The sequence below is a fragment of the Xanthomarina maritima genome (assembly GCF_008084905.1).
GTDB lineage: Bacteria > Bacteroidota > Bacteroidia > Flavobacteriales > Flavobacteriaceae > Xanthomarina > Xanthomarina maritima.
Genome location: NZ_VSFC01000019.1, coordinates 112,368 through 138,528, shown reverse-complemented (window position 1 = coordinate 138,528; position 26,161 = coordinate 112,368). Strand labels below are relative to the sequence as shown.

The window sequence follows — 26,161 nt, the reverse complement described above, 5'->3', positions numbered from 1 at the left end:
ATTTTGACTAAATATACTAAAAATTTTAAGTATAAAGTTTATAGCTTTATACGCTTTTTCATTTCTTCAACTATATTAAAAGCTGCAGGACAAATAGCGACATTTTTCAACGTTAAATTAGAAATCTGCTGAAACTTTTTTCGGTCTGTATGAGGAAATTCGCTACATGCTTTTGGTCTAACATCGTAAATGGAACAATAGTTATCAGCACTTAAAAATGTACATGGAACAGACTGCAAAACATAATCATTCTCTTCATCAACTCGCAAATAAGTATCTATAAATTGTTGCTGCTTCATTTTAAAATGCTTGGCTATTCTAACTACATCTTTATCTGTAAACAAAGGTCCAGTCGTTTTACAGCAATTAGCACATTCCAAACAGTCGGTACGATTAAATTCTTCGTCATGTAATTCCTGCATGATATAATCCAGCTGCTTTGGTGGCTTCTTTTTAAGCTTAGTAAAGAAGGTTTTATTTTCCTTATGCTTATCTTTGGCTAGTTTTGGAAGATTTTTAATATAGTCTTGCATAGAGCAAAAATACTATTTTTAATAAGATGCTAAAACACATATAGCAAGACAATATATTTATGAAAAAAGACCTTTTCGGAAAAGCCTTATTAGATTATCAAAACAATCATTATACTGAAGATTTGATTACCTCAACCAATATTTCAGATGAAGATGAATTACCTCTTCCCTATCTCTTTAGAAATTTTAAAGAGATGCCAAAACTGGAACAAAAAGCACTGCAACTTTCCAAAGGCAAAGTGTTAGATGTAGGTTGTGGTTCTGGAAGCCATAGCTTGTATTTACAAGAAAAAGGACTTGATATAAAAGCTATAGATATTTCTAAAGGAGCTATAAAAGTTGCTAAACAACGTGGTGTTTTACAAGCTGAATTAAAAAATCTTTTAGATGAAACCGAAACTTTCGATACCATTCTACTATTAATGAATGGCACAGGAATTTTTCAGGAACTTTCACAGGTTGCTGCTTATTTAATACATTTAAAATCTTTAATAAACCAAAATGGTCAAATTTTAATCGATTCTTCAGATATTAAATATATGTATGAAGACGAAGATGGTGGCCTTTGGGTAGACACCAACGCCAATTATTATGGTGAATTAGATTATTTTCTAAGCTATAAAAATGAAGAAGAAGAGCCTATGAAATGGCTTTATCTTGATTTTGACACGTTAAAATTGGCTTGTGAAAGTGTCGGTTTAAAATGCACTAAAATTAGTGAAGGTTCACACTTTGATTATTTAGCCAAACTTACTTAAATTAAAAACTTATTGCTTCTCTCCACTAATATAAGTTTGTTCTACCTTTATATCTGGAATCGCTTTCACATCTATGCTCATGATGTCATTCTCTAAAATGATAAAATCAGCAAATTTCCCTACTTCAATACTTCCCTTTTCAGTTTCTTCAAAATTAGCATAAGCAGCCCAAATGGTCATTCCTTTTAAGGTTTCTTCTCTAGATAATCCATCTTGAATATTAAAACCACCTTCTGGATAACCTTCTACATCTTGTCTAGAAACTGCTGCGTAAAATGTAGCAATTGGATCTACCCTTTCAGCTGGAAAATCTGTTCCTAAAGCAATTTTTCCACTTGCATTCAAAAGTGATTTAAAAGCATAAGCTCCTTTTATTCTTTCTGATCCTAGTCTGTCTTCAGCCCAATACATATCGCTTGTAGCATGAGTAGGTTGCACAGAAGGAATAATATTTCCGCTTTTATAATATTCAAAATCATTATCAGTAATCACCTGTGCATGTTCTACTCTCCAACGTCTATTTTGTTTTCCTTGAAGTGCTTTATCATAGGTTTTTAAAACCACGCTGTTAGCCGAATCTCCAATGGCATGTGTATTCATTTGAAAGTTGGCAGCTTCTATTCGTGTTGCCAAATTCTCCAAGTCTTCTAACCCAATAACCATGGCTCCAAAATGATTTTCTTTATCTGAATATGGCTCTTTTAAAGCAGCTCCTCGAGAACCCAATGCACCATCTGAATATACTTTTACAGATTGTACATTCAATTTATCTGTTTTAATTTTTCCTTTAGACAAGTAGTAATCTAGATTTTCTTTAGTATTACTAATCATAGCATAGACTCTAATTTTTAAATCTCCTGTTTGTTGTAAGCTATCTATTAATTCAATAACATTTCTATTTAAACCTGCATCCACAACAGTTGTTAATCCAAGAGTTGTACAAACTTTTTGAGCATCTAACAAGGCGTTTATTTGATCATGTCTTGTAGGAGTTGGAAAAGCAGCTTCAACCAATTCTGCTGGTTCATCAACTAAAACACCAGTTAACTCGCCATTTACTAAAATGACTTCTCCTCCATCAAATTTTGAGTTTTTAGTTATGCTAACTAAATCTAAAGCTGTTTGATTACACAGCATAGCATGTCCATCAACTCTCGATAAAGCAACAGGAATATCTGGAAATAACGCATCTAATAATTTTTTATCCGGATATGTTTTATCTTCCCAGTCGTTTTGATCCCAACCACGACCTATAATAAAATTGGTTTGCTTCTTGTTTTGAAAATCTAATACACGTTTCATTACCTCATCAAAACTTGTAGTTCCAAACAAATCTACTTGTTGCAAATTCATGCCTAAACCATACATATGGCAATGTGCATCTATAAAACCAGGTACAATAGTTTGCCCTTTTGCATCAATTATCGTGTCTGCCGCAAAAGAGTCTTGCATCTCTTTTGAAGTTCCTATCTTGAAAAACTTTCCATCTTTAATAGCAAAGGCTTCAGCTATATCAAAGTTAGAATTGACAGTATAAGCATTGGCATTAATTACAATCGTATCGACTTGTTGTTTTTCTTTACTACAAGAAAAAATCAAGGCTAAAACGAAAATGGTTAAGAGTTTTTTCATAATGATTCAATAAGATTGTTAATTTAATTAATGCGTAAAAATAATAAAAGCGTTAAAATTTGATTGCATTTATTAATGATATAGATTTCTTTGATGAGATTCCTCGACTCCTCTCGGAATGACACTTCGTTTTAAAAATCAAACTTATAAGTAGCTCCAGCTAATATTTGAATGCTTTGAACAGGATAATTCAACCAACGTTGGTAGTTTTGGTTAGCAATATTATTGGCTTTTGCAAATACCGAAAGTCGGTCGTTTATATGATATCCAACATGTGCATTGGCATCAAAATAACTATCTAAAGTCGTGGAACCAAAAGAAACCACTGGAGTGGTTGTAACATACACTTGATCTTTGCGTTCGCCAATATAAAACAAGCTAGCTCCTGCAAACCATTGTTCATCAATCTGGTAATCCATAAATAAAGAACCTGTTACACTTGGTAAGTTCCAAGCTTCACTTTCGTTTTCTGTATTATAAGCAAAAAAATCGGCTTTGACACCTAATTTAAAGTTTCTATTGACGTCCACACTCAATTCTCCTCCAAAATTAAAGGTAGACACATCATCATAAACTACAGAGAACGAATTACCAAATTGGTAACTTTCATCTGGGTTTACAAAATCAATTTCGTTATGTCTGTAAAGCGCTTTATTGCTTTCAGCATAATAAACTCCTTGAATATTATAACTCACACTATTAGAAACTTTCCCTTTTAATCCTACATAACCATGATATTGTTGGTCTGTTGGAGCAATTAATAAGGTAGGTGACACAAACTTGTTTTCTTCAGCAAAATTCTCGTACGTATTTTGAATTAATCCACCTTTAATTCCACCATAAGCTATTAATACTTCGTCCACAATTCTATAGGAAGCAGCAATATTTGGATAAATATAAAATTTACTTTCACTTGCTTCGGTATCGTTTAAATAGTATAGAGACACTCCTAGATACAGCGTTAAATCGTCTTGTATGAATCGATACGTTGGTGCCAAGCCAATGTTAAAGTTTCCATAGTTGTTTTTGGCATCCACATCATAATATCTATCGAAAGAACCTCCAAGAAAATTGAACAACACTTTGGTAGAAATCTCTATATCTGCAATAGGAATATCTGCAGAAACATCAGCTGAAAACCTATTTTCTGCAGACCCATAATTATCTCCAAAATGCCTGAACATGACATGAGCAGATTTAAAATAAGTATCTTCAAAAGAAATATCTCCTCCTATATTTCCTCCATAAAATGTATGACTAACACCTAATTGAGCTTCTGGTGAATCTTCGTTATAATAAGGTTGAGGCAAACCATACCAATTAAAAACTTGGTGCTTAAATCCGCCTTCAACATTCCAGCTTATATCGCGTTCTTTTCTGGAAAAATTAACATGCAATTTTGTGTCGTAAAAATAATCGTCTAATAAAGCATCATCAATACCACCTTGAGAAGAATGATGTCTTAAATAACCACCAACCTGATCTGTTTTACTTAAAGCATGATTTAAATACACATCACCTAAAATACTAGTATAACTTCCAAAGCCAAGCGATGCATAGTTGTCGTAAAATTTTGCTGGTTTCTCTTTATCTAAAACAGCTGCTTTTCCTTTTGCAGGTGTAAAGGTTGAAGCTACAGGAAATGAAAAAATATTGTATTGAATCTCTTTTTTAGTTGTGGTTTCATCATCATCTATATTAGGTGTTTCTTTTACTTTAAAGGCATCAGAAATAGTTGGCGTATACGGTTTCACTACTTGAATAACATCTGTTTTTATGGTATCGTTATCTCTCTCCTGAGCCCAAGTAATGGAAACACTTAAAAGAATAAAAAAGAGGTTTATATTATGAATGTGCTTGCGCATAAATTTTATTTTAATTGATAATTATTGATTTACGGTTGATGAATATAGTTTAGTCTTCTTCTGGTAAAACAGATGAGTTAGTTTTTGCTTCTTCAGTTTTTATTTTTGTTAACTCTTCTTGAGCTTCAGTTACAACATCTTGAAATTCAGTAAAGTTTTCAATCACACTCTCCAGAATATATGTTGCCTGAAAGGCATCTTCTAGTTGGTAATAATTATTAGCCATAAGCACCAAGCCTTTGGCACTATAAAATTTGTAACTAGAATAATCTTTAGCTAAACGCTGAACACTTTCATTCGAGGCTTCATAATTTCCAGCCATGTTTTTAAAATAAGCTTGATAATATAAAGCTTCAGCTGTTGCTTCTCCTGTGGCTGTTTTTTCTACTTCTGCATAAGCTGTTTTCGCTCGCTCTTCATTGTTTGTTTTTATTGCAGAACGTGCAATAATTAAATGTGCATCGCTTTTAATTTTTGAATCGATCACGCCTTGATTCAATACTTTTTCAGCATAAGAAACAGCTTCAGTATATTTCTCTAACTGGTAGTAGGCTTTCATTAAATTAGATTGTGCAAAAACGACGTTTTGAGGAAAACTGGCTTCTGCTTCTAAACGTTTTAATATTGGAATAGCTTCTAACCATTGTTTGTTTTCCAAATAAATTTGTGAGACCTTAAAGAGCGATTCTTCAGTAAACTCACTTGGAGAGGCATCTGCTACAAATTGATAATGTGGAGCAGCATTATTTTTTAAGTCTTTTTTATCGTATAATTGGGCTAGATAAAAATGTGCTTGTAAGGCATGTAAACCTTTTGGAAACTGATTTAAATAACTGTTGAATTGCTTGATAGCATCATCTGTTTTTCCATCTAAATATTTCTTTTCTGCAGACTCGTACGTGGTGTTATCCAAATCGGCATCAGTCACTTCTACATAATCTAAAGTTCTAACCCAAGTTGCATAATCATTTACACGACCTAAATCAATATAAATTAAACGTGCTGTTGAAACTGCCTGATTGGCTTCTGGAGTTCCAGGATAATCTTTGGCCACAGCCTTAAACGTATTTAAAGCTTGTTCATTATCACTTTTGTTATAATGAATTAATCCTTGACGCAACATAGCTCTTGGCACAAAAGTGCTCATGCTGTAATCTGCTTGAAGTTTATTATACATCTTTAATGCTTTTACATCTTCATTGGTTTTTACATAAGAATTTCCCAACTCGAACATGGCATCATCACGTAAAGTAGATTTTGTATATTTTTGAAGAAACGCCTCCAATTCTGATATTTTTTTTGAAGCTTTTCCTTCGTAACCATAACTTATGGCTTGCTGAAAAAACGCATAATCAGAATCTATTTTATTAATTTTAATGGCTTCATCATAGGCTTGTATAGCATCTCCATATTGACTGGAAACAAAATAGGCATCTCCAAGTCGTAAATAGGCATCATTCAAACGAATGGCATCATCTTGTTTATTGTCAATAAACTGATTGAAATTTTGAATGGCTTGCGAATAATTTTTCTGCTTAAAATATGTATAAGCCAAGTTATAGTTTAGGTTTTTAAATTCTGACGTTTCAGATGCATTGGCTTGTTGCTGAAATTGTTTGAAACCTATTAAAGCATCTTCATAATTAGCCAGATTATAGTTGGTTTCGGCTTTCCAAAACGTAGCTCTAGATGTAAATTTAACATCTCTAGGTTCTTTTAAAGAATTGGAAAACATCTCTAAGGCTTCCTGATATTTTCCTTCATTATAAAGCTCTATTCCTCTATAGAAAGCCACTTTTTGATAAGCTACTTTATTCTCAAAACTATTCTTTCCTTTCAGCAATTTTAAAGCTTCTTGATAATTTTTAGAAGTAATATAAGAGTCTATTAAAAGAGTTTCTATTTCTTCTTTATAAGCTGTATTTGGATAAGTATCCAAATAACTGGTTAATACTTGTGGAACCGATTGGTATGGGTTTCCTATCTCATAACTTATTTTGGCATAGTTTAACCAAGCATCTTCCTGAATTTTTAAATTGAAATCCATTTGAGAGGCATTCCTAAACGCATTTAGAGCTTCTTGCTTTTTGTTTAAATGTACATAACTTTCACCTAAATGATAATACGCATTTTGTGCTACGGCATTTTTTCCATCTACAATTTTATTAAATTCTGAGATGGCACTTTCATAATTTGCTTGCTTATAATATGCATAACCTAATTGGTAGTAATCTGTATTGTTCCATTTACCTTGTTTACCCTTATATTCTGTTAAATATGGAATGGCTTCGGCATATTTTTCAAGGTTAAAATAACTTTCGCCAATTATTTTATTGAGTTCGGATACTTCGTTTCTATCGCTATTTGGCAATTGCTCTTTGGCTAATTTGATGGCTTCTTCAAACTTTCCTAATTTAAAATTTAAATCTGCTTGATAATAAGACAGTTTTTCCTTGTATTTTTCGTTATCGCTAACTTGATCGAAATATTGATTGGCTTGATTATAATCGTCACTTTCATAAGCCATAAACCCTATATAGTATTTGGCTTGAGAACCGTATTTTTGAGAATTTTCTACTCGTGTTAAGTATTTTCTGGCACCTTTATAATCTTTGGTTGTAAAAGCTACATAACCGTTGTTGAAATTAAATTTTTCACGTTCGTTTCTAGCCAAAGAATTTTCATCTACTTTATCGTACCATTTTTTTGCATAAGCAAATTTTCCGTTGTTAAAATAATATTCAGCCACATCTACATAAGCCGTATTTCTTTTAGTACTTGTAGGATAATTGTATACAAAGTCTTCCATTAACTGGTCGGCATTTTGCTGATTTAAACGCACAGCACAATTGGCAATATAGAAGACACAATCAGATTCTAACAAGTCTGTTTCGGCAGTTTTCGAAATTTGTGTAAACAAGGATTGAGCTGCAGCATATTGCTGATTATCATACAGTGTTAATGCTTTTTGATAATCTGCCAAATGATTGGTATATATAGCAGATTCCTGACTAAAAATGTTTAAATTAAAACATAATGCAATAAAGAAAATACATAATTTATGGAAACTCATAGAGGCGTTTTTTCAATTAAAATCAAAGATAATTTAATCTCCATTTCATAACGTTAGAATTATGTTATAATTATAAACAGACTTGTTAAAAGTCTTTTTTGGTATTTAAATAGTAGCATTCCTTTGATAATCACATTATGAAAACTTTAAACTTTGAATTTTGAACTTTAAACTTTTTAGTAATACATTTACAATTCTTAAAAAACAACTATGCAAAACGTACTTTATCTTAAAGATGCTTCTATTTATCAAGGTGAAAGCTTAGTACTTTCAGATGTAAATGTTGAAATTAACAAAGGAGAATTTGTGTATTTAATTGGAAAAACGGGAACTGGAAAAAGTAGTTTTATGAAAACACTTTATGCCGATTTACCTCTAACTAAAGGTGAAGGCAGCATTGTAGATTTTGATTTAAGAACTTTAAAAGAAAAAGACATCCCATTTTTAAGACGAAAACTTGGCGTTGTATTCCAAGATTTCAAACTTCTTACTGATAGAACTATAAACGATAACTTATTTTTTGTTTTGAAAGCTACTGGCTGGAAAGACAAAAACGAAATGAATACGCGTATAGAAGAAGTTTTAAACAAAGTTGGAATGAAGACCAAAGGTTTTAAATTTCCTCATGAACTTTCTGGTGGCGAACAACAACGTGTAGCTATTGCAAGAGCTTTATTAAATAATCCTGAATTAATTCTTGCCGATGAGCCAACAGGTAACTTAGATCCTCAAACTAGTATCGAAGTTATGGAAGTGCTGCAAGAGATAAACAAAAACGGAAACACTATTTTAATGGCTACTCATGATTATGCTTTACTTTTAAAATATCCAAGCAAAACGCTTAAGTGTGATGACAATCAGGTTTATGAAGTAGTACAGCGTAAAAACTAAAATTTAATTTGATTTACTTTTTATTTTTTGAAAAAGTTTTCTGCATTCAGAAATTATTGGTAAGCTTAATAAAGTTGTTTTAAAATCTTCTGTTTTGTAATAAAATGGAGACATTAATAATAGTAACCCAATGTATAAAGGCGCACTAAACATATCTACTCTTAATACAAAATGTATTCCCAGATGAAGACTAAGTAATAAAGCTCCCCATATTTTATGTAGGTTAGGTCTAAAAAAAATAAATACAGAACTTATCTCAATATAAACTACAGCTAAATACATAAACCAACCAAAAATATAATGTTCTAAGAACCATTTACCTAAAATAGTAGGTTCTACAAATTGATATTGTGTAATAATAATATTCCTAAAAGATAATGGGGAAAATAAACTAACATCTTTTGTAAAAAACTCAACAATTCCCCAAAATAACTTCCAGGCTCCTGTTAGGCTATAAGCCATTAATAAAAAGAATTGAGCTGTTGCGAAAATTAAAATTGTTTTTTCTTTATAATTTTTCTTTGCTTCCGTAGGAATAAACACAAAAGAAAACAACATCATTAAAGCCAAATACGAGCCATGATTTATTTTACCAAAAGAATTATTAAAAGCTATATATAAGAAATAAATTATAAATACATAAACCTTTAAAAATTTTTGATTTGGCTTAAAACACAACAAAATAAATGAAAGGAATAAGTTAATTTGAAAAAATATTATTAAAAACCCTGTTGATATATTTATGAAGGGTATCATTGGCCATAATGGATCAATCATTGCTATGCTATCATCATGATTATCTGCAAAAAGATATACAAACAAGGCGAATAAGAAGAACAAATATGAAAACTTTTCTATAGTGATAATCTCATTATATAACTCCTTTTTAGACCTGCCAAATAAAGGAATTGCACTGTTGGAATATTTCCAAAAAAAATGAGATTTAGTTATTTCTTTCAAAAGGAATAATTTTATTGTTTTTAACGCTTAAAACTTGGCTATGTTTCTCAGTGTTTTTATAATCTTTAACACTTAAATCTAATTCCTTAATGTATAAAGTAAATTCGCTATTTTCTGGTAAAACTTTCATGAAAATACCTTGATAATTTAATTCACTTTCTAAAACAGGTTTTGTATCCTGATAAAAATTATTTACCATTAAATTTAAATCTGTTAAAGCTAAATCATGTACTGAATATAAGTCTAAAATATTAGTTGGTTTTGGCAATATGGAATCGCCAACTTTCTTTACTAATATGTAAGGATATACTAGCTTATTTGGAGTTTTAGAGTATAATGACCACCTGAAAAAAGGATATATTTCTTTTTTATATGTAAAGACACGTCCTAAAATTGCAATAGCAAAATAGAATATAGCCCAAAACACGACAAAGTTTTTATAAAATTTCATTTAATTGAAACAATATTAATCATTTTTATTCTTTAAAATTTGATCGATAATGAGTGAGCATTTTTTCGCTCCTTCAGCATTTAAATGATCTGCATCTTGAAAATCATTTAATTCAAACTGTTTATTATTTAATAAATTTATTCTAGTTACATTTTTGTTATTAATTTCTATTTGGTTACAAACAGAATCTATTTTCTGCCATTTGTTTGAATTTAACAAAGACACATATTCTGCAACTGAAGGCATGTTAACAATAAGAACCTCTATTCCTTTTTCATTACATAAATCAATCATTTGCTGAACCCTATTTGAATTCAAACTAAAATCCATAGATTCATCTTCATGTTTTTTAGCGACAACTTTTGCTAATCGAGACATTTCAACAGCATCCACTGTAGAGAGATATGTGTTTCCCCATCCATTTGAATCACAACTTATTAAAGTTTTATTATTTCTATATTCTTTAAATGTATTCCAGGTTTTATCAAATTTTCTAGTTATTGCTAAGCTGTATGATTTAGGATCATACCAGTAAATTAAAGGCACATCTAAATCCATTTGAGCTTTGTAAAAATACTTTCGCCAAATATCTTCTTGGGTATTATCTGCCTGACTTAGGGTAGTATAATCAACTGCTACAATTAGATATTTTAATCTAGGTAATTGATTGATGTGTTTTTCTAACAATAACTTATCAAAATAAATAGTCTGACTAACATTAGATAAATTATAAGCTTTAAGCGATAGCCATTCTGGATTAACACCATAAAATGTATGAGAATCTCCTAAAACTAGCACTTCTAAACCTTCCATTTTGGAGATTTGCTCATGCTTATAAGTATAATTATTAGGAACTGTTCTGTAAAACACTTCAGCTAACATCCAAACTAAGAGTATTGGTAATAAAAACAAACTGATATATGTTAACAATTTTCTCATTAAAACTGAAAATAGATAAATGGTTGTGTATCTCCTGCAAAATAAAATATGGCAAATACAATCATATAATAAATAGCAATTCGCAATGGTTTTGATCTAATAAAATCTATTTCTAACAAATGCTTTTTATCTCTTTGAAGCCATTCAAAAATCATATAAATAATTAGAAATAACACCAACCCTCTTGAAACAGTAGGGAAAGAAAAAAACGACACTGAAAACATACCCTCAAAATACAAGAATGCTTGAGTGACGTTTTCTGATCTAAAAAACACCCAAGCTAAAGTTACAATTAAAAAAGTAAAACTTATTTGAAAAACTGTTTTAATAGAAGGCAGACGTTTACTATTTTCTGCAATATCTTTAAACTTAGAGTTTTTGTTACTTAAAATTAGTGGCAGAAAAAATAAGGCATGAATAAATCCCCAAATAATAAAAGTCCAATTAGCTCCATGCCACAAGCCACTTACTAAAAAAACAATAAAAATGTTTCTTATCCATTTTCCTTTGGAACCTTTATTACCTCCTAATGGAATATAAACATAATCGCGAAACCAAGTACTAAGCGAAATATGCCAACGTCTCCAGAATTCACCTAAATTTCTAGATAAGTAAGGTGAATTAAAGTTCTGCATTAAATCGAATCCCAATAATCTGGCAGATCCAATAGCAATATCTGAATAGCCCGAAAAATCGCCATAAATTTGAAAAGCAAAAAAGAAAGCCCCAAAAAATAGCGTACTTCCACTATAATCTGGATAATAGGTGAAAATTTCATTGACTGCTAAGGCACAATTATCAGCAATGACCATTTTTTTAAAAAGACCGAGTATAATTAATCTTAATCCATCGACACTCTTGGCATAATCAAAGAATCTTTTTCTTTCAAATTGTGGTAATAAATTGGATGCTCTCTCAATAGGACCAGCAACTAACTGAGGAAAGAAACTTACAAAAGCAAAAAATGAAACAACATCATGTGTAGGTTCTATTTTTTTTCTATAAACATCTATGGTATAGCTCAAGGTTTGAAAGGTGTAGAAACTAATACCTACAGGAAGCAATATATTTAATGTGCTAGATTCTAAATTTCTTCCAAAAAGGGTAAAAACTTCCTGAAATGATTCTATGAAAAAATGGTAGTATTTAAAAAAACCAAGAATTCCTAAATTAACTATCAGACTAAGCAACAATAGCATTTTACGCTTTATTCTTTGTTCGGTTTTAGCTAAGGAATGTCCTACTAAATAATCAACTACAGAACTTAAAAAAATGAGCCCTAAAAAATGCCAATCCCAACAAGCATAAAAGAAATAACTTACAGCTAATAAGAATAAATTTTGGGTCTTTATTTTTTTTTTGAAAACAAACCAATACAACAAGAAGACAATTGGCATAAAAATGGCAAAATCTATAGTATTAAATAGCATTGGTTTTGGTTAGAAGTTGTTTGTAAAACTAATAATCCCTTTTTATTTATAAAAACTAATAAGGAATTGATTGTAAATATATGATTTTCGATTCATGGTTGATGAATTCAATTTAAAAGTCTTTACATCTTATTTTTAATATCTAATAAGTGAACTTAAATGAAATTGTTTTATTTCGCGAAATTTGTATCAATATTGTTTAGATTTGAACAAATGAACGCATATTCATGTTATCTATACTAATTCCAACATATCATTATAACGCCTATCCTTTAGCCCAAGCACTTGAAAAACAAGCCTTGGAAGCTAATATTATTTTTGAGCTTATTTGTGTGGACGATGGATCTTTTTCTCATTTAAATATAGAAAATCAGAAAATTAACAACCTTACAAATTGTAAGTTTATTGAAGCAAAAAAAAATGTTGGAAGAACTGCAAGCAGACTATTTTTAGCGAAACAAGCGCAATATAATTGGTTGTTATTTATAGACGCAGATGTGCTGCCAAAATATCATGATTTTTTATCCAAATATCTTGAAAAGATTCAATACAATTTCCAAGCTGTTTTTGGTGGTTTTGCTTATCAAGAAACATCATATTATAAAAACAAATCTTTGCGTTATACATTTGGAAAACAACGTGAGGAAGTTGATGCAAACATTAGAAATCAAACACCTTATAAAGTAATTATTTCTGCTAATTTTCTAATAAAAAAAGCAATATATTTAGAACTTATAAAAAACAACACAGATAATAGTTACGGAATGGATTATCTGTTAGGAGCTTTGTTAAAAAAACACCAATTTCAAATATTACATATTAATAATGAAGTGTATCATTTTGGTTTAGATGAAAATCTGAATTTTTTAAAAAAAACCGAACATGCTATGCAAACTCTCAATAATTTGTATGTTTCTAAGCAAATAACCAGTAATGATATAAGTTTATTAAAAGCGTATAGGTTTCTAGAATTTCTCTTTTTACAGCATCTATTTGGGAAATTTATGGCATTCTTTGATTCAAAAATAAAGAAGAACCTAACTCATGAAAATCCGAATTTATTTTTATTCGATTTATATAGATTAGGCTATTTTTGTAGAATACCTAAATAAATATGATACCATTGTTTTCAATAATAATCCCTTTATTTAACAAGGAAGACTATATAAAAAACACCTTATTAAGTGTGTTGAATCAGACTTTTAATGATTTTGAAATTATTGTTGTAAATGATGGTTCTACAGATAATAGCTTAAACATAGTAGAATCTATTTCTGATTCTAGAATTCTGATTTTTTCCATTGAGAATTCTGGAGTTTCTGCTGCTAGGAATTTTGGAATTCAAAAAGCTTCAGGAAAATATTTAGCATTTTTAGATGCAGACGATTTTTGGGAAGCAACATTTTTAGAACACATCTATAAACTTATTACTAAATATCCTCAAGAACAAATATTTGCAAGTGCTTTAAAAATTAAAACTAAAAAAGGAATTTATTTTGCCACATATAGCAAACTTGATTTAAAAACAAATCAAGAAGGTGTATTAAATTATTTTCAATATAGTTTAGACCATTCTATTTTACATTGCGCTAGTTCTATCTTTAATAAAGAAGCAGTAATGAAAATAGGTGCTTTTAATGAAACTCTTAGCACAAGTGAAGATACAGATTATTGGATTAGAGCAGGTTTAAATTATTCTGTTGTGTTTTTAAATATTCCTTTAGCAACACATCAAGTTGTCAATAACGGATTAACAAAATCTAACAGAAAGAGATTTAAATCCATTGATTATTCTAAATATAATTCCTTGAATGCATCTGATTATTTTCATGAGTATATTAATAAAAATAGGTTTTCTTCAGCTTTAAAATATAAGCTATTAGGTGATTATGAATCATCTAAAAAACTTACAGAAAAAATCGATTTTAGTAAACTAAACTTTAAGCAAAAAGCCTTACTTAATATGCCTTTAAGTATAACTAAAATAGTTGTGAGTATCTACAATAAATTCACCTATAAAAAGAATTATTTTTAGCCTTTATACTTTAAAAACTGTTTGTATTTTCTAATGTAATCTTCTTCATCATATTCTTCAGATGCTAAAACTAGACATACTGAACCTGATGAAAAATTTTCCAATTCACGCCAAATCCCTTTTGGAATTAACAAGCCTTTATTGGGTTTATTAAGTGTGATAGTTGTCTTTTTAATTCCATCGTCTAAAACCACATCAAAACTTCCACTCAAAGCTATTAAAAACTGAAATAAATTTTTATGAGCATGTCCACCTCTATAGGCATTACTAGGTACATCGTACAAATAATAAACTCGTTTTACAGCAAAAGGAATAGAATCTTTCTCAATAACAGATAAATTCCCTCTTCCTTTTTTATCTTCTATTTTAGGAATTTCTATTATTTTTATACTTTCTAAAGTTGTTTTTTTACTTTCCATGCAACATACTTTTGTAGGTTTTTATTCCTTGATTTGCCACTCTAAATTTTGATGAAATTTCACTAAATGAAATTAACTTTTTTCTGACTAACGAAACTATTAATCTAATAACATACAACCAAGCAAAATTACCATGTAATTTATAATTTAAAGCACTTCTAGCAAAAATAAATCGGTCTGATGCCACATCATCACTTGAACTTAATGGCTCATGAATGACTATAAATTCTGGCGAAAAATACGCTTTTATCTGATTTGTTTTAAAAACATCTTCAAAAAACAATCTGTTTTCTCCATCTTGAAACACACTTCCTAAGCCAAAATTTTCATTAAAAAACAGTTTGTTTTTTATTATGGCATCCCGTTTAAATGAAATTTCTATAGAAAGTACTTTTTTATAGAATTTCTGCAAATTAATTTTTTGATTTGGATAGTTACTATAACGTTTGCCATCTGTAGTTATAGTTTTAAAAGAAATTATTCCTGCTTCTGGCATATTTTTAAAGCTCTCTAAAATAGGTTTTTCAAAATGTCTTTGGTAAACAACATCATCATCAGCTAATAAGCAAATTTCACCAATAGCTTCTCGAATCGCTAGATTCCTACTTTTACTCAAACCTCTTTCAAATGAATTAATAACTCGAACATTTGGTAATTCAGAAATTAAAACCTCTTCTTTAGTTGTTTGATTAATTATTAAAATATAATAATCTTCCAGAACATTGTTTTTAAACATGTTATAAATAAAATCCAAATTCGTTCTATTGGTTGTAGCCACAAGAATCTCTAAAGGAATTTTACTTTTCTCTAAAATGTTCATTGAAACGATTATATTTGAAAAGCAAAGGTATCAAAATAAGCATGAAAATACTTTTAATTGGAGAATTTAGCCGATTACATAATTCTTTAAAGGAAGGCTTACAGCAATTAGGTCATGAAGTTGTATTGGTTGGGAATGGTGACCTTTTTAAAAAATTTCCAGTGGATATAAATCTTTCTGTAAAAGTTTTCAATAATCCTATTTTATTGTTTTTTAGAAAAGGCATTCATAAGCTGACGAAATTTGATATTGCTGATTTTGAAGTAGCTTACAAATTTAAAAAGGCTTTAAAACAGCTACATAATTTTGATGTTGTTCAGTTGATAAACGAAGATGCGCTTTCCATTCATCCTAAATTACAAATTCTTTTACTAAGGAAGCTTATTACGCAGAATAAAAATCTTTTTTTAATGTCTTGTGGAGATGATTATTCTAACATTAGTTATTATCTAAAAGAAAAAGAAACTTATTCTATTTTAACTCCTTATCTAAATAATACAGCTTTAAAAAAGCAATTTTATTATTGTTTGAAATACGTCTCACCTACTTATAAAAAACTTCATGACTTTATATATAAACATAGTTGTGGTGTAATTGCATCAGATATAGATTACCACATTCCTTTAAAGAACAACAAAGCGTATTTAGGCTTGATTCCAAACCCAATAAACACAGATAAAATTGTATTTCATCCTTTAGAAATTGAAAACAAGATTCATATTTTTCACGGCATTAATACCTTGTCTCAAGTTAAAAAGGGGAGTGTTTTTTTCGAAGAATCTTTAGAAATTATTCAGAAAAAACATCCAAATAAAGTAGCTATTCATACCACTCATAATTTACCTTATAAACAATATATAGATGTTTATAACCAAGCACATATTGTATTAGACCAAGTATATAGTTTCGATCAAGGTTATAACGCATTGGAAGCTATGGCAAAAGGAAAAGTAGTTTTTACAGGAGCAGAAAAAGAATGGCTAGATTTCTATAATTTAAAAGAAAACACAATTGCTATTAATGCCTTGCCAAAGGCATCTCAAGTTATTAAAAATTTAGAATGGCTTATTGAAAATCCTAATAAATTAGTTGAAATATCAAACAATGCTAGAGCATTTATAGAGAAAGAACACAACTATATTACAATTGCAAAAAAATATCTTCAAGTATGGGAAGAAAATTCTAAGGATTAGAATTTAAGTCATTTTTTTCTGGAATAACTCCAAAAAGCGAGGAGCTAAAAATTAATAATATAACTCCATAGTACATAACATAAGATACAAAATGTGCTATAGTTGCACCTTTTACACCATATAAATCAATAAAATAAACACTTGTTGCATACATTATTATTACAGAAAAAGCTTCGGTAATAATATAATGCCAAAACATTTTCTTTGCTAAGAATTGATAAGCTATAACTATGGAAAGTACTTTTACAAAGTCGCCTAAAAGTTGCCAAAAGAACAAGTCTTCAACTGGTTTAAATTCACTAGAAAAAACAATTGTAATAATATATGTTCTTAAAAAATAAATAACAATCAATCCTGCTCCAAATATTGGAATAATGGTTTTATAAAAATTAAAAACTTCGTTTCTAAAATCTTTAGCGCTATCAATTTCAGATAACCTTGGTAAGATATATAGTGTTAACAAAGAACTTACAAACATTAAGTAATATTTAGAAATTCGGTTCATTGCTTCCCAAAAGCCAGCTTCTTTAAAGCCAACATGATCTATAATATAAGATCTAATTGCAATAGCCACTAATGGCAAAACCATAGCTGAAAATAAAGCCATAATAGAAAAAGAACTAAGTTTCTTAACCTTTTCAAAACTGATGCTTCTTACCTTTATTAAAGGCATTAATGTTTTTTGATTGACTATTCCAACTAAGGTTATTAAAAATATTAAGGACTCAGAAATGACAACAGAAATCAATGCTCCATCAATTCTGTTTTTATAAATTAAAATTAAAGTAACTGCTACTCCTAAAATCTGACCAATAATGTTAATTATAATTAAGATTTTAAACTTAGAAAAACCATTTAATATTGAAAATGTAAATAAGTTTAATGTGTAAAAAGGCAGAGCAATTGCTAGGACTTCTATTACATATGCATAGTCATTATATTTTGGGAAAATAATATCATTTATGGTATCTGCATTAAAATAGCAACCAAAAGACACTATAACTGTAGAAATAAAACCAAGATAAAAAGTAGTTGAAATAGTTTTACTTAACTCTAACGTATTATTTTTAAATTCAGCTATATATTTAACAACTCCATTATATAAACCTAAGGTTGCTAACGATTGAATAGAACTAACAAAATTTCTTAAATTCCCAACAAGTGCCATCCCTTCTGCTCCAATAAAATGAGCAATAGCGTTTGATGTTAAAAGTCCACCAACAATTCTAGTTACTAAAGATGCAGAATTTAATGAAGCTACTTTTATTAATACATTGTTGTTAATATATTTTATTAATCTTTTCAACTAGTAGGTGTTTATTGAATTTATTATTTGGGTTATTTCTTCGTTGGTCATTACTGGACTTATAGGTATGCTAACAACTGTATGATGTATCTCTTCCGTAATTGGCAAACTTAAGGAATTAAAATTACTTAAGGCTTTTTGTTTATGTGGTGGCGTTGGATAATGAATAAGTGTTTCAATTTTTTGCTTTTTTAAATAACTTATAAAATCTTCTCTGTGTTTTACTCTAACTACAAACAGGTGAAACACATGGTTTTGGGAATTATTATAAAATGGTAATTCTACTTTTTCATTTTTAATTTCTGAAAGATATCTTTTAGCTATTTCTTGCCTTTTTAAATTATCTGTATCTAAATGTTTTAGTTTGATATTTAAAAATATGGCTTGAATTTCGTCCAATCTATTATTACATCCAACCAAACTGTATTCATATTTTTTTTCTGAACCATAATTATGTAGTTTCTTAATGGTTTCTGCTAAAACTAAATTATTTGTAGTTACTGCTCCTCCATCTCCCAAAGCGCCTAAATTTTTACTTGGGTAAAAGCTAAAAGCAGCAGCATCACTCAAATTTCCAGCTTTTTTACTTTCACTATTTTCTGCTCCATGAGCTTGTGCAGCATCTTCTACAACCACTAAATGATGCGCTTTCGCAAAGGTATTTATAGCTTCCATATTGGCTAATTGACCATATAAATGTACTGCCATAATAGCTTTCACTTTCGAAGTACATACCTTTTCAATTTCTTTAACTGAAATGCTAAATGTCTTTTTATCTGGTTCTACAAAAACTGGAATTAAACCTGCATTTATTACAGATAATACACTTGCAAAAAAGGTGTTTGCAGGTATTATAACTTCGTCGCCTTCTTTTAATTTTCCTAAATGAATAAAAGCTTTAAAAATAAGAGTTAAAGCATCTAAACCATTACTAGTTCCTACACAATATTTTGTATCACAATAGGCTGCAAAGTTTCTTTCAAAGTTTTCAACTTCTTGACCTAAGATATAATGTCCTGAGTCTAAAAACTGCTGAATTTTTATTTGAAATTCTGATTCAAATCTTTTATTAATTTTATGTAAGTCTAGAAATTTTATCATATTAGGACATCGTTTAAATAGCTATGATTTTTAGTGAAAATGCTATAAAAATCATGTGAAATATTTCTTGCTCCAAACGATTCTTTCCATTCTTGTAGTCCAGAATTTATTTGTTTGCCTTGATTTTCGTTACAAATACCAAAATCGAAATAGGCTTTATTTTTATAAACTTTATGAATTAAATGATGAAATAACATATCTAAACTTCCTAATTCTTGTTTATCATTATTTGATGAAATATACTGTGCATGTGCAACTTGATTAGTTTCAAAAATAGTTGTTCCTGCAACAATTACATCGTCTTTATAAACATTAAACTGCCTGATATTATTTGGAAATATTGATTTTAAAAAAGCTATTTCTTCTAAAGTATGAACTGGTTCTACTCCATGTTGCTCTTTTAAATTTGGAATTAAAATAGTATTCCAGAATGATTCAAAATCTACTTCTTCCTTAACAAGCAATTCATTTTTTTGGGATTTTTTCAAACCTCTCTTCCTATTGGAAGAGCTTATTTCTATGGGTTGTCTTGAATCTATAGCTAAAGTTAAATCTCTTCTTATTAATTCAGCTTGTAATTTAAACAACAAATAATCTATTTCATCGCTAGGATGCGAATGATAAATTCTTGGTGTTGGTTTTAGTATCATCTCATGAATTCCAGAAGATTGACATGTTTCAAGCAAGCTTTTAAATGCTATTAAAACAGTTTTAAAAGACGTGTCTTTATTTATTATTAATCCTCCATACGTAAGTCCTTGATGCGAATATATCAGCTCATTTTTTCTATTAGCAGGAAAAACAGCAACCAATTTTTCGTCTTTAAAAATTAAAAATGAGGCATCTTCAAACCTATCTTGATGATACTCCATAAAATCTCTTTGACATAAAAAAGTGCCATTTTTAGAATGTTTTACAAAATCATTCCAAAGCGATTTATATTCAGGATGGTATCTTTTTACTAAGAAAAACTTCATTGTACTTAAATATTGCTGAAAAATACTAATTTAATGCTTTTTAAAAACAACTTCTCCATTTTCATTTATAACTTCGTAAACGCCAACTGGAACTCCTTCTTTAATTACAGAATAACTTTTATCATCTTCTAAGTTCTCTAGATAACTTGTGTCATGACTTAAATAAGAAAACAAAACTCTAAACAAATTGACATTAGTTTTTAATTTATTATCAAAATTTGGCACCTTATTATCTGGCCATTTAATAGCCAAAACAGTTGAAAAAATTGATGTTACTAAAGCCTCATCTGTTTGTTTTAATCCACTTTCCTGGGTTGACTCCATACCAACAAATCCTCCATGATCTGCTGCTATAATTATCATACTATTTGGATCTTTTTCAGATATTAATTGAACCACACTTGTTAACCAAATATTAGCCTCTTCTAATTGTTCAAGATATTTTTTTCTTTCACCTTGAATACCTTCAGAATCACTAGTATCATTTGTAATATGCATGGGAAGCATGCGTTCAATAAAAACAAAATTATTAGAATCTGGATGAGACTCTATAATTTGTTTTAAATCTAATAGTGGGTCTTTATTTATACTAAAACCTCTGTCTAAATAAGGCACTTCACTATAATCTATATTGCAATAATCGTATAACATTTTTGGTCTATTAACCAACAAGTAAGAAATATCAAGTAATAAAAAAGTTTTGTAATTATTCTCTCTAAAAATAGAAACAACTGGATTATTTCCAGTTATTATTTTTCGAGTATTATATAATTCATTCGGCTTGTTTTTGTAATTATTATAATAGTGATGTTTCATTGCAAACATGGAACTATTTGAACTTAAAGTCGTGGTATAATTACTTCTAAAATCTATATATAGCTTAAAGTTATTGTTATCTAAAAATTGTTCAAAATTAGAATTATCAAAATTATATGTTTCCTTTTTTAATTCTGAAAAACTTGTATAACCATCTGGTTGAATTACATAAACATTGGGTTTCATTTTAAATTTAACGTGTTCAATTCCATCTTGTAAATCCATCCATGCTGATGAATAAGTAATATGCCTATAGAAATCTGGAATAAGTTTTGAAACTACAATTAGTGTCATTAACAACTGAAAGACTATTACTTTTTTAATGTGTTTTTGTAGTAAAATAGCAAAGATTAAAGCAATTACTAATGCAATAGTTATAATCTTCCATTTAAATCCAGAAGTACTTATAATAACTAAAAAAACAAAACTCGTTATATTTAAAACTGGAATGACATATTTACTGAATTTTTGCAGTATTGGAAGGCGTTTAAAAAATGTAAATACCAACAAAAAAGTACACATTGGAATCAACAAATAAGTAACTACAAAATATAGAAATTGACTCCAAGAATTAACTAAAGTGAAATTAGAATTGTAATAATATAAAAGTGGATAAATCCCTGCTGAAAAAGCTGCTAATATAGGGTAGTCTTTGTCATTTTTTACAAATGAAAGAATTTGAGATCGAATCTTGTAAATAGCTTTAATCATGTTTCGTTTTTAATAAATACATGACTCTTTCTGAGTTTTCAATAGGTTGTTTTTCAATAATTTCGAAGTAATTTGTATAGGCTTTTTCAAAATTTTCTATATTATAAAACCCGAAATAATCTTTAAAATCAGCTTTATTATTTAACAGTCTTTGTACCCAAGAATCCTCTCTTTTAGGAAACTCAATAATAAGATGTTTAGAAAATTTAGCAAAAAATTGTGCAGACATCTCAAAGGTAACATTTCCAGATAAGGACATGTGATGAATGACTGCCAAAGCTAAAGTGATATCTGGCTGAAACTTTTTAATGCGCTTTATGAAAGAGTCTCTTTCTTTATTATTAAAACCAATAGCTGCCGAAGGATTTAAAACATCTAAAACAAAAGGCAACATAAAACGCTCCTTATTTTCCTTAATAGTTTTAAAATTATAATCGACTGCGTTATTATCAATATCGCAAACCAACGCTTGTTCTATATTAGACGTTATTCTTCTAACAAAAGTACCATCGTTACCACCAACGTCAATAACTGTTTTGACATTTAATTTAGAGATCCAATTGTTAATGATATCAGATTTTAAATTAAAAGCAGCATCTGTATAATTTATTTTATTATAATAATTTCCCCATTCAGAATGTTCCTTTAAGGATAGTTTTTTAATAAAATCATACAGACTTTGGATGATATTTAATTGTGCTTTTTTAGATAAAGACTTGACTTTCGATTCGCCATTATAATCTTCATGATACTTATCTTCAAACTTTGCTAACAGATGAATGTTTGAATATAAAAAAGGATTCAATTTAGATTTAAATGGCAACATGGATGCAATCATGTTTAACGGAATTCCATCTATATAATTACTCATTAACTTTAAAGATTGTGCACCATGATAATGAGCCATAAGCAATGGTCCTAAAAAATGAGACACAAACTGTTTATAGGCTCTCCAAGGCGAATTTTCTATATAAAAATCGAAAGACAGTGTATCTATAAAAATAGCTTTTCCTTTATGAAATGTCACATTAAAAGCTGAGGCATCTTTTAAAGAAAAACCGTGTTCCAAACTAAACTTTTGCAGTTTAAGGGTTAGCAGAGCCGCTTCTTTATATTGATTAAAACACCACTCGTATGGATAAGTAATAAACGGAATATGTTCTGGCTGAATTATAATTTGTTCTGAAGAATGAGATAATTCTTCATGTGGTATAAGCACCTGACTATTAAAAAGTTTTTCGAAAAATCTAGAATCTTTAAGAGCAAAATACTGTTTAAAATAAATAGGGTTTATTTGTCGTTTAACTATCCCTTCTTCAACAAACATAAAACCAGAAGGATCTCTAAACGAAGCTGGATGTGCTTTTTTATGAGTCACTAGAATCTTTCTTTTCTATTTCAGACCTTTCAATATCTATATCGTCAAATAATTCCTCGTCTTTAGGTTTTACAATTCCTAAAAACACTTTTACTTTTAAAAGCAAGTTTTTAGAAAACAACAAAACACCTGCTATGGCAGCTACTATAGCTTGAACAATCATGGCTCCAATGGCTGGATCAAAATAAAGAAATATCATATTGAAATTTTTGTAAATATAGTAAACTTAAACTCTATAAATAAGTAAAACTATTAGGTTTCATTAAGCTATGTTGAAATTAAAAATATTATTTAAAGTTAAGAACTTAGTAGTTCTCTTATCTATTATTTTAAAATGAAATTGAACTCTTTAGATATTAAGTAATTTTATTAAATACTCTTTATTTCTAATTATTCTTTTACTTTGTAAAAAATTAAATAAAAATCAAAATTGAAAAACATTAAGCTTAAGGACATTGTTATCTATGGAATGTATTTCTTTAGTTTCATTTTTTTAATTTTTCAAGATGCTATCTACACTCCAGACACAGCTAGTTATTTAAATGCTGCTATTTACAGATATCCTGGATATGCTATTTTTACAAATTTCTTGAAATTTATCTTTCAAGATTATTTTGATTTGGTTACGGTTGGAATTCAATTACTATTTGGATTTATAGCAGTCCATTTTGTTGCTAAAAAATTCACTGAAGTACTTCAACTAAATTATCTTTCAAAATTCATATTGGTAGCCATCTTGCTATTTCCATTTTTCGGCCCATTATACGTGGCGAATAATATTTGCTCTGAAGGCTTAAGCTATCCACTTTACTTATTTTTCATAGTGTTTTCAATTGATTTTTTATTTAAAAACAATAATATAGCACTAATTTATATTTGTATTTCCTCTATATTATTAATCTTAACAAGAGGTCAATTTATATTAGTTCCATTTATTATTGCTTTTCTATTTATTTTGAAAAACAGAAAAGAAATTTCAAAACGGAATAATTTGATGAAGTTACTCATTCTAGTCCTTATTCCTATTACAACGATACTATTAGACAAAAGCTATCACAAACTTAAAGATAATGCATTTGCATCTACACCTTTTACTTATGTGAACACAGCTTCGTTAGCTTTCTATGTAAGTAAAATATCTGATAGTAGTTATATTAAAAATGAAGAACACAAAACCATTTTTATAGAAAGCCATAATTTTATTTCAAGTAATAAATGGATTATGTCCAGCAAAAAAAGAGTATCTTATCAAGATTATTATAAACACTTTCACAAATATTTAGTGTATATCTGTAATTTTACTTTACATGATAAAGGCACTGAATATTTTCTCAACAAAAACATGTCTATTGTTGAATCTAGACTAGCCATTGAAGAAGCAGCAAAATCAATAACTCCTATACTTATAAAAAATAATTTTAATAAATGGGTTAACGTTTATTTTGCAAGTATAATCCATGGATTTAAATCAATATATATATTGCTTTTTGTTCTTGGAGTTTTTCTTTTCAGTTTGATAAAGGTTCTCATTTCTTACAAAAAAAACTATGCCATTTTATTTATGGTGTCTAGCTTAACATTATCTAACTCAATGATAGTAGCTACTGCAAGTTATTCTATTATGCGTTTTTATTTCTATAATTACGCATTATTATTTATAATGATTATTATTATTTATAAAATTTTTATAGAGAAAAGACAAAAGAATATATAGAACTTAAAGTTTGAACAAATTGTTATTAAATTACTTAAAAACTCCATATTTTAAAATACAGTAAATAGCTCTAAATCCATCTTTCCAACTTATTTTCTTTCCTTCTTCATAAGTTCTTCCGTAATAAGAAATACCTACTTCATAAATTCGAATTCTTGGAATTCTAGAGATTTTTAATGTTACTTCAGGCTCAAACCCAAAACGTTGCTCTTTTAACTTAATTCCCTGAATTAAACTTGTCTTAAATAGTTTATAGCAGGTTTCCATATCAGTAAGATTTAAATTGGAAAATACATTCGTAAGGAATGTTAAGAATTTATTTCCAATTGTGTGCCAGAAAAAGAGTACTCTATGTGGTTGACTACCCATAAAACGAGAACCATAAACTACATCAGCAAAACCATCAATTACTGGTTTTAAAAGTCTATTATATTCTGCTGGATCATACTCTAAATCGGCATCTTGAATAATTAAATAGTCTCCTTTTGCCTTTGATATGCCTGTATGTAATGCTGCCCCTTTGCCTTTATTCTTTTCATGTTTAAAATAATAAATATCTGCATCTGAATTTAGCTCTAAATAGGACTTTATTTTTTCATAAGTATTATCCTCACTACAATCATCTACAATTATTATTTCTTTTAAAATATTATCTAAAAGAATGACATTCTTAATCTTATTTAAGATTAAATGAATTGTTTCTGCTTCATTATAAACTGGTATTATGATAGATAGTTTTTTTATTACCATGAAGCTTATTGGGTAAATTATAGGTTTTAATTTTTAAACTGAAAGCTAGTATCTACAATTATAGTTCTTAGCTTAAAATAAAATGTTTATCAAATATAGTAAACTTAAGCTTTTTTCAATAGTGTATAATACATGTTAATACAGAAAATGGCCGTATTTGTTAAAATAATTGGCCAAGACAAAGGATCTAACATAAATCCATAAGCAACAAAAAGTAAACATCCAAACGAATTAACAAGCCGTAACTTTCTTACATCTTTCATTAAAAAAGAAATAAGTACTGTTGCCATTGCTGCATAACCAACCCATTCTGTAAATTCTATTCCTAAAAAGTCCATACTATATTAAAAGTTTTTTTAAGCTAAAAAAAAGAGGAACCAAAAATAGGATTCCTCTTTTATATATTACT

At 28.9% G+C, this 26,161-nt stretch carries 24 protein-coding genes; 6 read left to right on the top strand and 18 right to left on the bottom strand.

The genetic code is table 11. The annotated features are described in order from the left end of the window. Window positions 1–38 precede the first annotated feature (38 nt). Window positions 39–533, bottom strand: a complete 495-nt coding sequence (locus FVF61_RS03775) for a YkgJ family cysteine cluster protein (RefSeq protein WP_148453522.1) — start codon at window positions 531–533, stop codon at window positions 39–41. A gap of 59 nt (window positions 534–592) precedes the next feature. Here FVF61_RS03775 and FVF61_RS03770 point away from each other — a divergent pair, with 59 nt between their 5' ends. Beyond that, window positions 593–1,291: a class I SAM-dependent methyltransferase gene (locus FVF61_RS03770; protein WP_148453520.1), complete on the top strand. Its 699-nt coding sequence runs from the start codon at window positions 593–595 to the stop codon at window positions 1,289–1,291. Between the two features lie 9 nt (window positions 1,292–1,300). Here the strand turns inward: FVF61_RS03770 and FVF61_RS03765 are convergent, their stop codons facing one another. The 3 genes from FVF61_RS03765 to FVF61_RS03755 all read right to left on the bottom strand — a co-directional run bounded on the left by FVF61_RS03765 (window position 1,301) and on the right by FVF61_RS03755 (window position 7,861). Then, window positions 1,301–2,923, bottom strand: coding sequence for an amidohydrolase (locus tag FVF61_RS03765; RefSeq protein ID WP_148453518.1), 1,623 nt, complete (start codon window positions 2,921–2,923; stop codon window positions 1,301–1,303). Window positions 2,924–3,054: 131 nt separating this feature from the next. Then, a complete protein-coding gene (locus FVF61_RS03760; RefSeq protein WP_148453516.1) occupies window positions 3,055–4,788 on the bottom strand; it encodes a TonB-dependent receptor in 1,734 nt (577 codons plus the stop codon). 49 nt (window positions 4,789–4,837) lie between these two features. Then, the gene (locus tag FVF61_RS03755; RefSeq protein ID WP_148453513.1) at window positions 4,838–7,861 is read right to left on the bottom strand and encodes a tetratricopeptide repeat protein; all 3,024 of its coding nucleotides are present in this window, start codon (window positions 7,859–7,861) and stop codon (window positions 4,838–4,840) included. Between the two features lie 210 nt (window positions 7,862–8,071). On the opposite strand from FVF61_RS03755, the gene FVF61_RS03750 reads away from it, so the two are divergent. After that, window positions 8,072–8,752 carry a cell division ATP-binding protein FtsE gene (locus FVF61_RS03750; protein ID WP_148453511.1) on the top strand — a complete coding sequence of 227 codons (681 nt, stop codon included), beginning with the start codon at window positions 8,072–8,074 and terminating at the stop codon, window positions 8,750–8,752. A gap of 3 nt (window positions 8,753–8,755) precedes the next feature. On the opposite strand, the gene FVF61_RS03745 is transcribed toward FVF61_RS03750, so the two are convergent. From FVF61_RS03745 to FVF61_RS03730, 4 genes are read right to left on the bottom strand one after another with little or no spacing between them, the layout of a single operon-like run. Further along, window positions 8,756–9,712, bottom strand: coding sequence for a hypothetical protein (locus tag FVF61_RS03745; protein WP_148453509.1), 957 nt, complete (start codon window positions 9,710–9,712; stop codon window positions 8,756–8,758). Further along, window positions 9,696–10,139 (bottom strand): hypothetical protein, encoded by a 444-nt coding sequence (locus FVF61_RS03740; protein ID WP_233586675.1) that lies wholly within the window; start codon window positions 10,137–10,139, stop codon window positions 9,696–9,698. Before FVF61_RS03740 ends, FVF61_RS03745 begins: the two co-directional genes overlap by 17 nt. Window positions 10,140–10,178: 39 nt before the next feature. Beyond that, on the bottom strand, window positions 10,179–11,102 hold the full coding sequence (locus tag FVF61_RS03735; protein ID WP_148453505.1) for a hypothetical protein: 924 nt from the start codon (window positions 11,100–11,102) through the stop codon (window positions 10,179–10,181). Further along, on the bottom strand, window positions 11,102–12,532 hold the full coding sequence (locus FVF61_RS03730; RefSeq protein WP_148453503.1) for an MBOAT family O-acyltransferase: 1,431 nt from the start codon (window positions 12,530–12,532) through the stop codon (window positions 11,102–11,104). The genes FVF61_RS03735 and FVF61_RS03730 overlap by 1 nt, the downstream gene beginning before the upstream one ends. Window positions 12,533–12,759: 227 nt before the next feature. Here FVF61_RS03730 and FVF61_RS03725 point away from each other — a divergent pair, with 227 nt between their 5' ends. Both FVF61_RS03725 and FVF61_RS03720 read left to right on the top strand, forming a co-directional pair. Next, window positions 12,760–13,644, top strand: a complete 885-nt coding sequence (locus FVF61_RS03725; RefSeq protein ID WP_148453501.1) for a glycosyltransferase family 2 protein — start codon at window positions 12,760–12,762, stop codon at window positions 13,642–13,644. Between the two features lie 2 nt (window positions 13,645–13,646). Next, window positions 13,647–14,567, top strand: coding sequence for a glycosyltransferase family 2 protein (locus tag FVF61_RS03720; RefSeq protein WP_148453499.1), 921 nt, complete (start codon window positions 13,647–13,649; stop codon window positions 14,565–14,567). On the opposite strand, the gene FVF61_RS03715 is transcribed toward FVF61_RS03720, so the two are convergent. Together FVF61_RS03715 and FVF61_RS03710 are read right to left on the bottom strand one after the other, a co-directional pair. Then, the gene (locus tag FVF61_RS03715; protein WP_148453497.1) at window positions 14,564–14,986 is read right to left on the bottom strand and encodes a sugar 3,4-ketoisomerase; all 423 of its coding nucleotides are present in this window, start codon (window positions 14,984–14,986) and stop codon (window positions 14,564–14,566) included. The two genes, FVF61_RS03720 and FVF61_RS03715, sit on opposite strands and share 4 nt — an antisense overlap. Next, complete coding sequence (locus FVF61_RS03710; protein WP_148453495.1) at window positions 14,976–15,806, bottom strand: glycosyltransferase family A protein; 831 nt, start codon at window positions 15,804–15,806, stop codon at window positions 14,976–14,978. Before FVF61_RS03710 ends, FVF61_RS03715 begins: the two co-directional genes overlap by 11 nt. Window positions 15,807–15,847: 41 nt before the next feature. On the opposite strand from FVF61_RS03710, the gene FVF61_RS03705 reads away from it, so the two are divergent. Next, on the top strand, window positions 15,848–16,999 hold the full coding sequence (locus FVF61_RS03705) for a glycosyltransferase family protein (RefSeq protein WP_199757268.1): 1,152 nt from the start codon (window positions 15,848–15,850) through the stop codon (window positions 16,997–16,999). Here the strand turns inward: FVF61_RS03705 and FVF61_RS03700 are convergent. From FVF61_RS03700 to FVF61_RS03675, 6 genes are read right to left on the bottom strand one after another with little or no spacing between them, the layout of a single operon-like run. Continuing rightward, on the bottom strand, window positions 16,989–18,305 hold the full coding sequence (locus FVF61_RS03700) for an O-antigen translocase (protein ID WP_148453491.1): 1,317 nt from the start codon (window positions 18,303–18,305) through the stop codon (window positions 16,989–16,991). The genes FVF61_RS03705 and FVF61_RS03700 overlap by 11 nt on opposite strands. Then, window positions 18,306–19,406 (bottom strand): DegT/DnrJ/EryC1/StrS family aminotransferase, encoded by a 1,101-nt coding sequence (locus FVF61_RS03695; RefSeq protein WP_148453489.1) that lies wholly within the window; start codon window positions 19,404–19,406, stop codon window positions 18,306–18,308. Continuing rightward, a complete protein-coding gene (locus tag FVF61_RS03690; protein ID WP_148453487.1) occupies window positions 19,403–20,383 on the bottom strand; it encodes a GNAT family N-acetyltransferase in 981 nt (326 codons plus the stop codon). The genes FVF61_RS03695 and FVF61_RS03690 overlap by 4 nt, the downstream gene beginning before the upstream one ends. A gap of 30 nt (window positions 20,384–20,413) precedes the next feature. Beyond that, a complete protein-coding gene (locus tag FVF61_RS03685) occupies window positions 20,414–21,910 on the bottom strand; it encodes a hypothetical protein (protein ID WP_148453485.1) in 1,497 nt (498 codons plus the stop codon). Continuing rightward, window positions 21,903–23,288 (bottom strand): class I SAM-dependent methyltransferase, encoded by a 1,386-nt coding sequence (locus FVF61_RS03680; protein ID WP_148453483.1) that lies wholly within the window; start codon window positions 23,286–23,288, stop codon window positions 21,903–21,905. Before FVF61_RS03680 ends, FVF61_RS03685 begins: the two co-directional genes overlap by 8 nt. Further along, complete coding sequence (locus FVF61_RS03675) at window positions 23,278–23,487, bottom strand: hypothetical protein (protein ID WP_148453482.1); 210 nt, start codon at window positions 23,485–23,487, stop codon at window positions 23,278–23,280. Before FVF61_RS03675 ends, FVF61_RS03680 begins: the two co-directional genes overlap by 11 nt. 231 nt (window positions 23,488–23,718) lie before the next feature. Between FVF61_RS03675 and FVF61_RS03670 the strand changes: the two genes are divergently transcribed. Continuing rightward, entirely contained in the window at window positions 23,719–25,002 is a 1,284-nt protein-coding gene (locus FVF61_RS03670) for a hypothetical protein (protein WP_148453479.1), read from the top strand. A gap of 30 nt (window positions 25,003–25,032) precedes the next feature. Here the strand turns inward: FVF61_RS03670 and FVF61_RS03665 are convergent, their stop codons facing one another. After that, on the bottom strand, window positions 25,033–25,752 hold the full coding sequence (locus FVF61_RS03665; protein WP_148453476.1) for a glycosyltransferase family 2 protein: 720 nt from the start codon (window positions 25,750–25,752) through the stop codon (window positions 25,033–25,035). 104 nt (window positions 25,753–25,856) lie between these two features. After that, window positions 25,857–26,090 carry a uroporphyrinogen decarboxylase gene (locus FVF61_RS03660; protein ID WP_148453473.1) on the bottom strand — a complete coding sequence of 78 codons (234 nt, stop codon included), beginning with the start codon at window positions 26,088–26,090 and terminating at the stop codon, window positions 25,857–25,859. Between the last annotated feature and the right edge of the window lie 71 nt (window positions 26,091–26,161).